Origin of the sequence: Chryseobacterium sp. BIGb0232 (assembly GCF_024810195.1) — a bacterium.
Lineage (GTDB): Bacteria > Bacteroidota > Bacteroidia > Flavobacteriales > Weeksellaceae > Chryseobacterium > Chryseobacterium pennae.
Genome location: NZ_JANUEH010000005.1, coordinates 1 through 15,331 on the forward strand (window position 1 = coordinate 1; position 15,331 = coordinate 15,331).

A 15,331-nucleotide genomic window follows, 5' to 3' on the forward strand; every position below is an offset into this window, starting at 1 on the left:
ATAAAACTCTTTTAAATATAACACAAAAAAATATATTTTTTTTTTTTTTTTTTTTTTTTTGTATTCCCCCCCCCCCCCCCCCCCCCCCCGAAACTATATAGGGGATAAAGATTATGCTTTTTTGTTGTGTAATTATTAAATAAAACAAATATAAATTAACTGACTAATGTGTTTTTATTTGGTTTTTTTATCAATTTCGTATTGTTATTTTTATACCTTTAAAAGTGAATTATTTTGAATAGTATGAAAACATTGATTAGTGTAATAATATTGTTTCTGATGAGCTGTCAACCTGCTGCCAAACCAAGTTATCCGGATAAAGACATGGAGGGTAAATATTCTAGGAAATTAAGTCCTGATCATCAATTTACTCTATTTTATAAATACGAAGAAAATTCTTTCAGTCCGGTCAAGTGGCTCAGCTATTATGTCACAGAAACGAAGACCAGTATTCTCAAAAAAGAAAAAACAAAGATTCTTGCAGATACTATTTACTGGAGGCCAGACAATGTTCTTGTAATAATCCCTTACCGGGAAGTGATAAAAGCACAGACCGGAGAGGATGAAAAAAACGATGATGATCATATTTTAATACCCATAAAAAAAACCACAGAATGAAACAAAACTATGTCAGAAATGGAGTAATGGTAATAAGCGCTGTTTTTTTATTGAATGCCTGCCAGCATTTCAATACACAGACAGACACCAGCCGCCAGCGGTCATCAAATGTTGACAGAATGGTAAAAAAACAAGAAAAAAAATCAGAGGAACAGGATCAAATTAAAATTCCGGCTGATAAAAAAGTCTTGGCTCAGGGACAAAAAGAACAAAGCCTGAACAAGACACTTGCCTATAATGATCCAAAGTTTAATAAGGTATTTGAAAGCTTTGGTGACGGATCAGCGGAAATTCAGCTTAGAAAAGAATTACTGATGAGTATGGTAAAACCCGGAGAAATGGTGATGGGACATCGTGCTGATAAGAAATTAAGAGAAGAAAAATCCGGAATCAAAGAAAGGAAAGGAATTGAAGAGATGGCAGAGTACAGACGCCATATTACCATGCCTGTCGGGATTAATACCATGCTTTATGAAGATGGAAACCTACTGAAAGAGTATAATAAAGCTCTTAACAGTCCTACACTTAAGAAAGCGCAGCAAAAGTCTTCTGTTGCTTCAAAAAATGGTGTTTATTCTGTTAATAATGTTGTATTTACTGAAAGAGCACCTAATAATATTCCGGGAAGAGACAGGAGTTTGGTGATTGCTCCTCAGAACCCTAATAAATGGTATGTAGGATCTGTAGGTGGCGGAGTCTGGATCACTGAAAATGCAGGGACAACCTGGAGAAACACCACTGATTTTGCTGTTCCTAACCTGGCCACTTCTACGCTTGCTATCTCTCCTCAAAATCCAGACATTGTTTACGCCGGAACAGGAGAACCATTTGGTAATCTGGATAGAATAACCGGTGCTGGGCTGATCAAATCTACAGATGCAGGAGAACATTGGACACGCTTACTCAATACTGCTGCTTTTGGAGATGTTGGAAGGTTACTGATAAACCCTGTGGATCCTAACCATCTATTGGTAGGTACTTCAAAAGGAATCTATATGACTCAGGATGGAGGAACTACCTGGACTCAGACATTTACAGGATCAACTGTAGGAACAACAACCTATAGCAACGCTCAGCATATTGTCGCAAATAGTGATTTTAGTGCCATATATGCTTGTGTTAATACTTTGGGTGTTCTTAAATCTACTGATGGAGGGGCCACCTGGACAAAAGTATTTGATCCCCTTGCTCTCAGTAAATCCGTTAAAAGAATGGAGATCACAGTATCCCCGGTTAATCAGAACAAAATTTACCTGAGCTGTGAGAATGGATCGATATATATGTCATCTGATGCAGGAGGTAGTTTTCAGGAGCTAACTTATAAGTCAGGAAACAGTAAAGATATTCTGGGAACACAGGGCTGGTATGATAATGCTGTTGCAGCACACCCGTTTAATGAAAATATTATTTACATAGGCGGAGTTTCAGTTGCAAAAGTTACTGTAGATACCACCGATAATTCATATAATGTACTTTCCATTGCCAGTGGTTATAATAGCAGCTACCTTAATACTTCAGTACATCCGGATCAACATGGTATTGTCTGCCAGATCAACCCCAATGATTCAACTAAGTTTAGATTGTTGTTAACCAATGATGGAGGAGTGTACTCTACCCAATATAAAATAAATCCAGGGGAAACTCAAGGGGATTGGTCTGCCCCTGTTATAGGGTTAAATACAACGCAGTTCTATGGCGCGGACAAAAAGAACGGAGCCGATGCTTACGTTGCAGGTGCCCAGGATAATGGATCATCAGCTACCCTTACAGCTCCTGCTTCCAGTACCTCAAATTATTTGTCATTATATGGTGGAGACGGTTTTGAGGTCTTATGGAACTATAAAAAAACTAATGAGTTGTTATTCGGATCGCAGTATAATAACTTTAGGAGGTCAGAACAGGGAGTCAGCATGAATAGTATTTTCTCAGCAACTAATCCGGATAATGGAAGCGCTAAATCCCCATTTTATTCGAAGTTAGCTAATGCAAATAATAATCCTGATGTTGTATTTACTGTTTCGTCAAGCGGAGTCTGGAGGTCTTTGGATTTTGGAAGGACATGGGGACTCACCAGCTTTACATCTGCAAACAATGGAAGTTGGGCTGGAAGTAACTCAGCTGCAACCGTTAAAGTATCAGTTGCAAACCCCGATGTAGTATGGGCCGGAGCTCAGGTTTCCGGAGGTACAGGGACCACGTCCAAGATCAATGTATCAAAAGATAACGGACTGAGTTTCACAAAAACAACAGGGAGTATGCCGACAACAGGCACTTATAACATAAGCGGGATTTCTGCTTCCAGTACCAATGAAGCAAGAGCATATGTGCTGTTTTCTGTATCCAATCAGCCTAAAGTAGTAAAGACAAATGACTTTGGAGCAACATGGACGGATATTTCAGGATACAGTACAGGATCTACGTCTACAGGTTTTCCAAATGTTCCGGTACATAGCTTAATTGAAATGCCATTTGATGACAGGATTCTTTGGGCAGGAACAGATATAGGAATATTTGAAACGGTAGATAGCGGGGCAACCTGGTCTTTGGTAACCACTATGCCACCCGTCTCTATCTGGCAGATGAAAATTGTGAATGATCAGGTGGTGCTTGCAACCCATGGCAGAGGAGTCTGGACTGCAACTATTCCTGAGCTGGCTACTTATACACTTCCTGAATATGTAGAACGCCCCCTTATCAAGAGTGCCAGCCAGGTAGCAATTCACGATACAAAAGCAAAAGCAGTATTTAATTATGATAATCCACAGATTACAAGTCTTAAGGTTTTCGTAGATAATGCCTATGTGTCAACAATTTCCAGTACCCAGGCGAATACAGATTACACATTCACCACCACATCAAGTCTGGCAGAAGGAATGCATACTATTTCAGTCTTAGGAGTATATGCTAATGGAACTAAGGAAACCATTAAAGACATAAAACCTGTAGAGATCATCAGCTTTAACAGTGGATCATCAGCTATTAATACTCCTGCATTTACCACCAGCGATGTATATATCGGGGCAGGTAAATTTGTGGTAGATAATGTGTCTAATAAATTTACTTATAATGTATTGAATAATGTAGGTCATCCCTATGCAAATAATACCAATTATCAGACCTACATGAGAACTCCTGTGATTGTAGGACCTACTTCTGCAATGACAATGAGACACATGGCACTTACGGAAGCAGGATATGACTTTGCCTATGTGGAAGGATCTAAAGATCTTGTGAATTGGACAACAATGGGGGTGTATGATGAAGCATCCTTTAGTAACTGGACAAATGGAGGAACTCCTCTTTCAGCAGCTAATGTGAATGAAACATTATTTCAAAATAGCTCTTTAAGTTTATCAGGATTTACTCCCGGTGATGAAATTGCCGTGAGACTTCGTATGACCAGTGACCCAGGCACAACATCTTATGGCTGGCTGATCAAATCTATAATTCCTACTTCTACTCTTGGAGTAAAAGATAACACGGTGAAATCAGAAGAAGGGATCAGGCTTGCCCCTAATCCTGCAGATGATATTACAGCAATTATGCTTCCTGTAAATAATAAAGGTGATGTAGATATTTATGTATATGATGCTGCAGGCAGACAGGTAATGTCTCTGAAAAAACAGAAAGGGCCAAAAATTGATATGAATGTAAAAGCGCTTCTAAAAGGACTTTATCTGATACTTGTAAAAACAGGTACAGAGAATAAAGCCCTGAAATTAATTAAAAACTAATTATTACCCTTATTTTTTATACAGGCAGACTTTTGAAGTTTGCCTCTTATTAACAAAGTAAAAATACTCTCCAATCTGGAGAGTATTTTGTTTTCTGACAATTTTATCAATAATAAAACTCTGGTTTTTCTTTTCCTGTCTAAAACTGAGAAGCAAACTCTTTAGCAAACTCCTCCAATTTAATACTTCCGGTAACAGGAGAATTGTGTTCAATAAAATCCTTTTGTACGGTTCCTGTTTTCATTCCCAATCCCATTTCAACGTATAGTTCGGCCATGTCTTGCGGTAAACCAGCCTGAAGCATTCCGCCTAAAGAATCCTCATCTGAAAATTCCACCCAAGGAAGTTCTGGTTTTTCAACTGCTGCTCCTAATATTTTAGCAAAATCAGAAGCTTTTCGGGAATCACTTACAATATATCTGATATTTTTGCCAGTCTCATTTTTCACCAATTCCTCTGCCGCTGCTTTGGCAATATCTGCTGGATGTACCACGGGTATTTCTGTATTTTCAGGATAATTTCCTCCAATAATTCCTGCATTTTTAATCAAGGGAATATCATTAAAGAAATTAGTGTAAAAATAACCTGCTCTTAAAAATGTAAATGAAGTGTTCTCAACTTCATTATAAAGTTTCTCAATATGATGAAGCCCTTTGATAGGCCCGTTTTCTACAGGAGATCCCGCTCCGACACTGCTTAGCATTACGGCTCTTTTTACTCCGGCATTTTTTATAGCTTCTGCATACTTCTTTCCGGCATTGATGGTATTCTGAACAATATTGCCAGCACTTATGGCGGGTGGAGTCATCACAAATACTGAATCTGCCCCGCTAAATGTCTGTGTTAAGAACTCAACATCTGTAATAGATCCGATAGCAGGTTTTGCGCCTAAAGATTCAATATCATGTTTTCTTGCTTCATTGCTGCTGATAACAGTAATGTCATGTCCTTGTTCTATCAGTTGCTTTGTCAAAGGTTTAGCAACATTTCCTAATGATCCTGTGATGATAATTTTCATATGTAAATTTTTATTGTTTTTATTGTGATAGTTAGATGTAAACACTTAGTATTGATTGTTTTGTGTGAATTTAGCAAACTGTTGCGATTTCATCATAAATATTTTTTTATTTCCTGAGACAAAGTTATATTTGTACTTACTTTTATACAAGTACTTACCCTAAAGTGTGTAACTATGACAGCAATCAAAGAAAGTTCAACCATTCAGGAAAACAGGAAAATAACACAGGATTGTCCTGTAATGTATGTTATGGAGAGGATTGGAGGTTTTTGGAAACCTATTATCCTGTTCAACCTTTCCACAGGAGAAAAAAGGTATAGCGAGCTGAAGAAAGCTATTCCTGCTGTTACAGAAAAAATGTTGATTCAGCATCTGAAGCAACTTGAAGCGGATGGCTTGATCATAAGAACGGCAAAACCTGTTGTTCCACCACATGTTACTTATAAATTGAGTGAGGCTGGAAATGAACTGGCCCCAGTTATTGATGCCATGGCAGAATGGGCGTTTCAGGATATGGAAAGACATGATCATAAATGTGTTGAAGAAAACAGATATAAAGTTGATAAAAATCAAAATGTCTTTAGTAACAATTTAAAACAATAAAAAAAGGTATTCCATTCGAATACCTTTTTTTACTATATCTGACAGAAAGAATTACAAAGACTGCATATCGATCACAAAACGGTATCTCACATCACTTTTCAGCATTCTTTCATAGGCTGCATTGATCTCCTGCATTTTGATCATTTCAATTTCTGAAACAATATTATGTTCCCCGCAGAAATCCAGTAATTCCTGAGTTTCAGCAATACCTCCGATCACAGATCCTGCGACAGATTTTCTTCCCAAAATTAAAGGAACTGTATTCAGAATAGGTTCAAGGCCTCCTAAATATCCTACAAGAACATGAGTTCCGCTAATATTTAAAGTCGTTACATAAGGGTTTACATCGTGTACATAAGGAACAGTGTCAATAATCACATCAAACTTTCCTTTCACTGAGTTCATTTGTTCTTCATCCGTAGAAATAATAACATGGTCAGCTCCTAGTTGCTTTGCATCCTCAGTTTTTCCCGGAGTTCTTGAAAATAAAGTCACTTCAGCACCTAAACCTTTTGCAAGTTTAATTGCCATATGTCCCAGTCCACCCAATCCTACAACAGCTACTTTAGAATCCGGACCTACATTCCAGTGTCTCAAAGGCGACCAGGTTGTAATTCCAGCGCAAAGAAGAGGAGCTACAGCAGCAGGATCAAGATTTTCAGGCACCTTTAAAACATGCTCAGAATCTACCACTACTTTTTGAGAATAACCACCTAAAGTATGACCTCCCAAATGCTTGTCTTTTCCATTATAAGTTCCGGTGAATCCATTTTCACAATACTGTTCAAGATCATGCTGGCAGCTGTTGCAATGCCCACAAGAATCTACGATGCATCCTACTCCTGCAAGATCACCTACTTTAAATTTCGATACCTCACTTCCTACCTTCGTAATTCTTCCTACAATTTCATGTCCGGGAACAGCAGGGTAGAGGGTTCCGCCCCAATCGTTTCTTGCTGTATGAAGATCCGAATGGCATACACCACAATATAGAATTTCAATTTCTACATCTTGGGAAGTAACCTCTCTTCTTTCAATATTCATTTCTTTCAGGTCTGCTGTAGTGGACTCTGCCCCATAAGCCTTTACTGTAAATGTGCTCATTTTTATTATTATTTTAATTAAATTAATAAGTTGTGTTATAAATTATTATACTCCTCATCCGTTACAGGATCCAGCCATTCTACAATCCCGTTCTGCGTGTTGGGATTGATGGCGATGTGCGTGAATTCACTGTCGGGAGCTGCCCCATGCCAATGGATTACATTCGGTAATATATTTATGATATCTCCGGGATGTAAGATCCGTGCTGGTTTTCCTTTTTCCTGATAATAACCCGTTCCTGAAGTTACAATTAAAATTTGTCCGCCTCCATGAGAATGCCAGTTATTTCTGCATTTGGGTTCAAAGATTACATTTCCGATCTGACAGTTCAGTTGATCTTCATTAGGCTTCAGGATCTGAACCCAGGCTGTACCTCCTGAAAAATAATCTGATGGAGCTTTTTCCCCTCTCGGAAAAATGTTTGTATTAAAAGTTTCCATAACGGTACAAAATTCGAAACTTTCCGGGAAATCCAACTTATACAGATTACCGGATTACTTACCAATTTTACAGACAAGGCATCTGTTATGTCGAAAATTGGTAATTTTGAATTGTAAAAAAAATACTTCATGGAAAATCAGGAGGTTGAAATCTATAACAGTGTTTCAGAATATAATAAAATGGCCCATCATGAAACATTGCATCCGTTGGTAAGTGTGATAGATTTTTCTAAATCAGATCCCATTTGTCAATACAGAAGAAAATTTGGTTTTTATACCGTTTTCCTGAAAGATGTGATGTGTGGAGATATGCAGTATGGAAAACATAGTTATGATTATCAGGAGGGAACACTGGTTTTCATTGCGCCAGGACAAACCTATGGAATTTATAATAAAGGAAGATCTGTGCAGCCGGCAGGTTTTGCATTGATTTTTCATCCGGATCTTTTAAAAGGAACCCATCTTGGGAAAAATATAAAAGACTATAATTTCTTTTCCTATGATGTACATGAAGCATTACACCTTTCGGAAAAAGAAAGAGAGATTATTCTGGACTGTTTTAAAAATATAAAACATGAACTTGGGCAGTCAATTGATAAACACAGCAAGTCATTAATTGTAAATAATATTGAGCTGTTCCTAAATTACTGTATGCGTTTCTACGACCGGCAGTTTATGACCAGAGATCACATCAATCAGGGAGTGATCGGAAAATTTGAAAACCTTGTTGATGATTATTTAAAATCAGATAATCCTAAAAATATAGGTTTTCCTATGGTGAATTACTTTGCAGAAAAACTGAATCTTTCAGCAAATTACTTCGGAGACCTTATCAAAAAAGAATTGGGAATTTCCCCACAGGAATTGATTCACAATAAACTCATAGAGATTGCCAAAGAACAGATCATGGATCAGGGAAAATCAATCAGCGAAATTTCCTATGATCTCGGTTTTAAATATCCACAGCATTTCACAAGGCTTTTTAAAACTAAAGTCGGAATTTCCCCAAGCGAATACAAAATCCTGAATTGATATAAATATAGATCAGAAATAGTATTCAGTCTGATAAAATAATTCGTGTATTAGCGGCAAAAATAGATAGCCCCTAATGCACGAATATCATAATAAAAATTTGTTTTTTTATTATTGTTATCTGGGGTTAAAAAGCAACTTAAATTTTCTATTCTCAAGAAACAGCATTATCTTTAATGGTAAAAGTTTTCACCATTTCAAAATGAAACCACAGAATAAAGAAACTCATGTGTTCAATACTCGGTTTGGAATTATTACAGGATTTAAGGAAGAAGGAATAATAAGAGCTAAGAGCATTCGCTATGCCCGTTCAGAAAGATTTCAAAAGCCAGTTCCGGTTGAACATTTTATCTATGATAGCAGACTCGAGGATAAAACTCCGGTTTGTCCACAAAAATTAAGTCCGCTTGTGGAAAAAATGATTGGAGCAACGCCTGTTGAAGAATTTGAACCGGAAGAATCTACCCAATATCTTTCCATAGCCCGACCAAAAAACTTTTTTGAAAATGAAAAACTTCCCATTGTTGTCTGGATCCACGGTGGTTCCCACGAAATCGGATGTGGAGATCTTCCAACTGCTGATCCGGCAGAATGGGTAAAAGAGCAGAATATTATTGTGGTTACAGTTTCTTATCGTTTGGGACTCTTTGGGTTTTTAGGTGGCGATGAAAAAAGACCACCTAATTTAGGATTACTGGACATAATTGAAGCGTTGAAATGGATCAAGACCTATATTGTAGATTTTGGCGGAGATCCCGAAAATATAACCTTACTTGGTCAGTCTTCCGGAGGAGATGCAATAGCTCACTTAATGATTTCAGAAGGAGTTGATGATTTATTTCATCGGGTCATTATTCAGAGTGCTCCATTGGGATTGCGCCATAAAAGACAGAAAATGTCTGCAGAATTTTTAAAGAAAACAGAAGAAGTTAAAGATGAGGTGGATGTTTATAAAATGATGGAAGAGTATGGAAAATTTGTCCCTTCTGTTATAAAATATGGTTTGAAAGCGGCAATGCCTTTTGGTATTCAGTATGGATTTTCACCTTTATGTAAAGAAGAAGAATCCGTTGAAAAATGGCGTGAAAATGCAACGAAATATGATATGTTGATTGGCTTGAATAATGATGAAACCGCATTTTATCTCAAAACCTCAGAAGCTTTAAATAAATATTTTGGAAAAGGATTTGGGTTAAAGCTTATGGATAAAACAGTTGAAAAGACAACAGATATTATTTACGGAGCTCCAGCCCGGCAATTTGCGGATAACTATGCTAAAGGCGGTGGAAATGTCTATCTCTTCAGAATACATTCCAAATTAAAAGACAATCATATCGGAGCGCCACATTGTATTGATCTTCCTTTGATCTTTGGTAACGAATCTGCATGGAAGTCTTCAGAAATGCTGAAAGATATTCCCTGGGAACGTATTCATGAAAATGGTAAGAAACTAAGAGCTCTTTGGGCAGAATTTGCCAGAACTGGAAAAATTTCTGATCAATCTGAGCGACCGGAAATTCTAACAATGGGAAAAATAAAATCTTAGATACTGACTGGAGTTGTTAATTTTTTTTTTATTTTAATATTCTTTTGTTGTTGTATTTTAATCTTATTTCATTGTTTTGTAGTTGGTTGTGGTGGGGTTTTATTATATTTATGAAACAAATTTTTAAAATATAACCTTATGAAAACAAAACTTTTTCAGAACATGAGAAAACTGGATCGAAGACAATTGAAAAATGTAGATGGCGGAGTCATAATTGACAAAGTATGCTGTACAATGACGGAAGAGGGAGATTGCTGTGAATGGGCAAGAGACTTCAAAAGCTGTAAATTTATTTATTGCTAAACAAAATTATAGAGTTTAAAAAAAGTCTTTAGGCATACATGAGCAGAAACATCTTTATTATGTGTGCCTTTGTTTTTTATTCCAAAATCCAGACACTCACATTTCCGGCAGGTACAGGAAAATCTCCCCAGCCATTTTCATCAATGATTACTTTATTTTTGAATCTTTTCAACAGATCTTTAAACTTTTTCCCTGCATAATGTTTTCCAACTTCCATAGGTTTGTTGTAAGCATCCTTATTACTGAGGACTACGGCACATCCTGTATGTTCGTTATCGCCTTTGCGTATCCATCCGAGGCAGTTGGCGTCCTCAAAATAATCCCGCTGTTCACCGTAAGCATGATCTTTTCTGGCTTTCAATAGCTCTTCAATACCATCTACTTTCGGCATAAATATTTCCTGGTCATTTCCTGCTCCGTCTTTGTCAATATAATGAGCACCGTACAAATCCGGATAAAAAATACATGGATAGCCATCTTTTCGCAATAGAATTAAAGCATAGGCAATAGGCTTAAACCACGATTCAACGGGAGCTTCCAGATCCTGTAAAGGTTGAGTGTCATGATTGGCAACAATACTCACTGAATGTAAAGGATCTGCCTGGGTAAGGGTTTCTTCAAAAATTCTTCTGAGATCATAGGAGCCACCTTCTTTGGATGCATTATGAAAATTGTTCTGCAGTGAACTGTCAAAAAGACTCATGCAGCCTTCAGTAACTTCAATATACTTTTGAAGCAGATGAAGATATCCGGGAGCCCAGTATTCGCCTACAGCAAAAATATTTTTACCGGAATTGGAACGGAGCACAGTAAGCCATTCCTTGTAAAAGTCAAAAGAAATGTGCTTCAAGGCATCAAGCCGAACCCCGTCAAAATCCGTTTCATCAAAATACCATTTGGCCCATGTATTGAGCTCTTCCCGTACAAAAGGATTTCTGTGTTCAATGTCATTACACATCAGATAATCATAGTTTCCTTTCTCATCGTGGATCATTTCTTCCCAGTCGTCTCCATATTCAGACTGTATTTTATAAATATGAGACTCCATGTTTTCCGCATAATCTACGCCGCTGAAACAAGTGAAGTTCCATTCAAAATCAGAATACTTTTTTCCTCTTCCGGGAAAAGTAAACTTAGTATAGGATTCTATTTCCAGGACATCTGAAATCACCTTTTCCCTGTTATTTTCATCCACTTTTACCACCTTGAACTTTTCCAGTTCATCACCCCCAGCTTTATGGCCCAGAACAATATCTACAATAACCTCTATATTTTGGTTTTTTAAAGCTTTGATTGTTTTTAAATATTCCTTTTTAGTGCCATATTTGGTGGATATAGTGCCTTTCTGATCAAATTCACCAAGGTCGTAAAGATCGTAGGTATCATATCCTACCGAATACCCGCCATTTGTTCCCTTATAGGCGGGAGGAAACCATGCGGAAGTGATTCCCAATTTAGCAAGGTATTTGGCTTCTTTCTCGGCTTCTTTCCATAGTTTTCCGTCACCTTCAGAGTACCAGTGGAAAAACTGAATCATTGTTGAGTTCATATAATTTGCTGATTTGGTGAATACAAGTTAGCAAAAAAATATTATCTTTTAATTTTCGAATTCTTTAAACGGGATTTTTAGTTGAACGGAAACCAGTTTTTTTTCTTCCGTATTCAGATGAGAAAGAGACAATCCAAGCAAACGAACTGCTTTATCAAAGGGGCGAAGTTCCCAAAGCTTTTTTCCTGTATTGAAATATTCTTCCGGAGTTGTAAAATATTCTTCCCGGGTGATACTTCTTGTAAAAAGCGAGAAATCTTTATACTTAATTTTTAAGGTTAAAGTTCTTCCGAGAATATTGTTTTTCTGTAAACGCTGATGAAGTTCCTGGCTAAGGCTGTCCAGCTTTTCATTGATCTGCTGTTCATCAAAAAGATCTTCAAAAAAAGTTCTTTCTACCGCAACACTTTTTTGGATCCGATGAGGCTTCACCTCCGAAGTATGAATACCACGAACTACATTGTAGTAATGCTGCCCTGATTTTCCAAAGATTCTTACCAGATCTTCAAGCGATCTTTTCTTTAAATCTTTTCCTTTATAAATACCTAAACTGAACATTTTGTTAGCCGTAACTTTTCCAACTCCATAGAATTTTTCCACGGGCAATTCTTCCAGAAATTTTTCCATTTTATCAGGATGGATGGTTTTCTGACCGTTAGGTTTATTGATATCAGAAGCTACTTTGGCTAAAAATTTATTGACAGAAATTCCTGCAGAAGCTGTTAAACCTGTTTTTTCAAATATTTTCTGACGGATTTCCCTTGCGATAAGGTTGGCAGATTCTATTCCTTTTTTATTTTCGGTGACATCCAGATAGGCTTCATCCAATGACAAAGGCTCTACAAGATCAGTATATTCATAGAAGATCTCACGGATCATTTTAGAAATTTCTTTATACCGGGTAAAACGTGGCGGAACAAATATCAGATCCGGACATTTCTCCTTTGCTGTTTTACTGGGCATAGCAGAACGGACACCATATTTTCTGGCTTCATAGCTTGCCGCTGCCACTACACCACGGTGCTGACCGCCTACTGCAATAGGTTTTCCTCTCAGGGCAGGATTATCATGCTGCTCCACGGAAGCATAAAATGCATCCATATCCACGTGAATAATTTTACGAAGCGGCAAAGAAAAATCCATATCACAAAGATATGGATTCCTGTATATTCATAGATTGTTTACTTATACCTGTAATCTCATTATGACTTCCAATGTTTCGAAACCTGATTTTTTATAGGCGCTTATTGCTTTTTGATTTGAACTGTATGCTTCTAATCTTATTTCAGAAATATTTTTTTCTTTTGCCCATTGAGTAAGTTCTAGGATTATCATTTGATTGATTCCTTTTCCTCTGTATTCTGGTTTCACGTACATGAAACCGAGATAAGCATATTTTTTAAAGCTATAAAAATTCCTTTCTATTTCCTTTATCATTGCATAGCCTGATGCAACTATTTCATTATTTATTTCAGCAATTATAAGATTTGCATCTTCTGATGTAATTAAAAAATTTAAATCATAATAATTAACTTTATTTCCAATTAGAGTTTTGTTAAAAGGCCTTTCTGCTGAAATGACAGCCTGTTCAAATTCTAAAAGAATTTTTAAATCTTGTTCTTGTGCTTTCCTTAATACCATGTTTTTTTGTGTTATTTTTCAAAGAGTTTTATATCTGGATGATTTTCCTGTATAGTTTCTTGATATTGTATTGAAATATTATTTCAGCAGATTATTTTTGAATAAAAACAGGTGGTTTGTATTTTATTCTTAAATATGAGATGGTAAATCATGAAAGAGTACTTATAAACGTTTATAAGTGTAATATATTAAGCAAATGTAGACATTACAAACGGGAAATATATCCAAGTGAAGGGACTTATTTTTAAATGTTACAAAAATATAATATTTAAGTAAGATTATGTACTCAGACAGTTTATGTTTATTGATAAATCAAAGGAATAGGTAAGGCTTTTACTGTAGATAATTAGTGAATAGTTCTTATCTAATAGCTGTCAACTGATTTGATATCCATAATGTTAGGTATTTGATAGCAATGAGTTTTCGTTTAAGGAATTATTATACTCTCTAGAGGAATATAAAATGCGTCCATATCCACATGAATAATTTTTCGAAGTGGCAAAGAAAAATCCATATTGCGAAGATATGGATTCCATTATTTATAGAAGGGAAGCTAGAAGCTGGAAGAGGGAAGTTAATAATGTCGATATAAAAGTATGACCAATTGATTGAAAAGTAATTAAAATGATATTTGGTTGTTGGTAACACTTAGATTACTTCCAGCCTCCATCTTCCCGCCTTATTACGGTTTCAGTCTCATCGTAAGAAGATGAGGTTCGAAACCTGCTTTTTCATAAGCTTTTACAGCAGATTCATTTTCAGCGTAAACATCCAGTCTCACTTCTGAAACATCTCTGGATTTTGCCCAGCTGATAAGTTCATCAGTAATTATTCTATTGATTCCTTTCCCTCTGTATTCCGGCTTTACATACATAAAGCCTAAGTAAGCATAGTTTTTAAATTTATTATAATCCTTTTCTGAATTTTTAATAAGCGCATACCCGGATGCAATAATTTCATCATGGTCTTCTACAACAATTAAAGTGGCATCTGATGATTGTATGAATTCATTCAGATCATAATAATGAATTTCACCATCAATTAAAGTACTGTTAAAAGGTCTTTCTGCAGTAACAATGCCCTGCTCAAAAGTTAAAAGGATTTCTAAGTCCTGCTCTGTGGCTTCTCTTGTGATCATGGTATAAAAAATAAATGAAGTTTAAACATTCCGTTTTTTATGGGATGTTTAAACTTCAGGGTTTTGATGTTTTAAAAATTATTTTAAAAGATTATCTATGGTTTGCTGAATCTCAGGATCTTCAGGAGAAATAGCATAATATTTTGCAATAGCAGATTTCTGATCAATAATCATATATCTTGGGATCCAGTTCAGGTCCACATAATTGTTGAAATCATTTTTCCAGCCGGAAGCAAACCAATAATTATCTTTTTCCTTCATATTGAATCTTACAAGGCTCTTATCAAAGCCTTCTTTAGATCTTTCCAGTGATAGGAACACAAAGTCAACGTTTGGATTGTTTTTTTCTAATATTTCAGCTTTTGGAAGTGCCTGAAGACAGTCTCTGCACCATCCGGCCCAAAAGTCAATTACTAAAACTTTTCCTTTATGCTGATCCAGAATTTCCTGGATGGTAATCGCTTTTCCATCCTCATCTTCCAGCTTTTGTTTTAAAGCTTCTTTGGAAAATCCGGTTTTAAGAGCAGTAGGAATTTTTTGTGCATAGCCCAGTCCGAAGAGACCTACCATAAAAATTAATAACAACTTTCTCATTCTACAATTTC

Annotated in this window: 14 protein-coding genes; 6 read left to right on the plus strand and 8 right to left on the minus strand. The window is 36.4% G+C overall.

The annotated features are described in order from the left end of the window. Positions 1 to 279: 279 nt before the first annotated feature. Both M2372_RS13155 and M2372_RS13160 read left to right on the plus strand, forming a co-directional pair. A complete protein-coding gene (locus tag M2372_RS13155; RefSeq protein WP_185018896.1) occupies positions 280 to 618 on the plus strand; it encodes a hypothetical protein in 339 nt (112 codons plus the stop codon). Beyond that, positions 615 to 4,352 carry a VPS10 domain-containing protein gene (locus M2372_RS13160; protein ID WP_123320850.1) on the plus strand — a complete coding sequence of 1,246 codons (3,738 nt, stop codon included), beginning with the start codon at positions 615 to 617 and terminating at the stop codon, positions 4,350 to 4,352. Before M2372_RS13155 ends, M2372_RS13160 begins: the two co-directional genes overlap by 4 nt. Positions 4,353 to 4,491: 139 nt before the next feature. Here the strand turns inward: M2372_RS13160 and M2372_RS13165 are convergent, their stop codons facing one another. Continuing rightward, on the minus strand, positions 4,492 to 5,370 hold the full coding sequence (locus tag M2372_RS13165) for an NAD(P)H-binding protein (RefSeq protein WP_123320993.1): 879 nt from the start codon (positions 5,368 to 5,370) through the stop codon (positions 4,492 to 4,494). A gap of 174 nt (positions 5,371 to 5,544) precedes the next feature. Here M2372_RS13165 and M2372_RS13170 point away from each other — a divergent pair, with 174 nt between their 5' ends. Further along, entirely contained in the window at positions 5,545 to 5,973 is a 429-nt protein-coding gene (locus tag M2372_RS13170; RefSeq protein ID WP_123320849.1) for a helix-turn-helix domain-containing protein, read from the plus strand. Between the two features lie 51 nt (positions 5,974 to 6,024). Here the strand turns inward: M2372_RS13170 and M2372_RS13175 are convergent, their stop codons facing one another. Then, positions 6,025 to 7,077, minus strand: a complete 1,053-nt coding sequence (locus M2372_RS13175; protein ID WP_123320848.1) for an NAD(P)-dependent alcohol dehydrogenase — start codon at positions 7,075 to 7,077, stop codon at positions 6,025 to 6,027. A 35-nt stretch (positions 7,078 to 7,112) separates the two neighbouring features. After that, positions 7,113 to 7,517, minus strand: coding sequence for a cupin domain-containing protein (locus M2372_RS13180; RefSeq protein ID WP_123320847.1), 405 nt, complete (start codon positions 7,515 to 7,517; stop codon positions 7,113 to 7,115). Between the two features lie 129 nt (positions 7,518 to 7,646). Here M2372_RS13180 and M2372_RS13185 point away from each other — a divergent pair, with 129 nt between their 5' ends. The 3 genes from M2372_RS13185 to M2372_RS13195 all read left to right on the plus strand — a co-directional run bounded on the left by M2372_RS13185 (position 7,647) and on the right by M2372_RS13195 (position 10,398). After that, positions 7,647 to 8,549 carry an AraC family transcriptional regulator gene (locus M2372_RS13185; protein ID WP_123320846.1) on the plus strand — a complete coding sequence of 301 codons (903 nt, stop codon included), beginning with the start codon at positions 7,647 to 7,649 and terminating at the stop codon, positions 8,547 to 8,549. A gap of 202 nt (positions 8,550 to 8,751) precedes the next feature. Continuing rightward, positions 8,752 to 10,095, plus strand: a complete 1,344-nt coding sequence (locus M2372_RS13190) for a carboxylesterase family protein (RefSeq protein WP_123320845.1) — start codon at positions 8,752 to 8,754, stop codon at positions 10,093 to 10,095. Between the two features lie 138 nt (positions 10,096 to 10,233). Beyond that, positions 10,234 to 10,398, plus strand: a complete 165-nt coding sequence (locus M2372_RS13195; protein WP_165852191.1) for a hypothetical protein — start codon at positions 10,234 to 10,236, stop codon at positions 10,396 to 10,398. 76 nt (positions 10,399 to 10,474) lie between these two features. On the opposite strand, the gene M2372_RS13200 is transcribed toward M2372_RS13195, so the two are convergent. The 5 genes from M2372_RS13200 to M2372_RS13220 all read right to left on the minus strand — a co-directional run bounded on the left by M2372_RS13200 (position 10,475) and on the right by M2372_RS13220 (position 15,320). Next, positions 10,475 to 11,947 carry an alpha-amylase gene (locus M2372_RS13200; protein WP_123320844.1) on the minus strand — a complete coding sequence of 491 codons (1,473 nt, stop codon included), beginning with the start codon at positions 11,945 to 11,947 and terminating at the stop codon, positions 10,475 to 10,477. Positions 11,948 to 11,995: 48 nt separating this feature from the next. Beyond that, complete coding sequence (dinB, locus tag M2372_RS13205) at positions 11,996 to 13,090, minus strand: DNA polymerase IV (RefSeq protein WP_123320843.1); 1,095 nt, start codon at positions 13,088 to 13,090, stop codon at positions 11,996 to 11,998. Between the two features lie 42 nt (positions 13,091 to 13,132). Further along, entirely contained in the window at positions 13,133 to 13,588 is a 456-nt protein-coding gene (locus M2372_RS13210; RefSeq protein WP_123320842.1) for a GNAT family N-acetyltransferase, read from the minus strand. 682 nt (positions 13,589 to 14,270) lie between these two features. Then, complete coding sequence (locus M2372_RS13215) at positions 14,271 to 14,726, minus strand: GNAT family N-acetyltransferase (RefSeq protein WP_123320841.1); 456 nt, start codon at positions 14,724 to 14,726, stop codon at positions 14,271 to 14,273. A gap of 78 nt (positions 14,727 to 14,804) precedes the next feature. Beyond that, positions 14,805 to 15,320, minus strand: coding sequence for a thioredoxin family protein (locus tag M2372_RS13220; protein ID WP_123320840.1), 516 nt, complete (start codon positions 15,318 to 15,320; stop codon positions 14,805 to 14,807). Positions 15,321 to 15,331 lie beyond the last annotated feature (11 nt).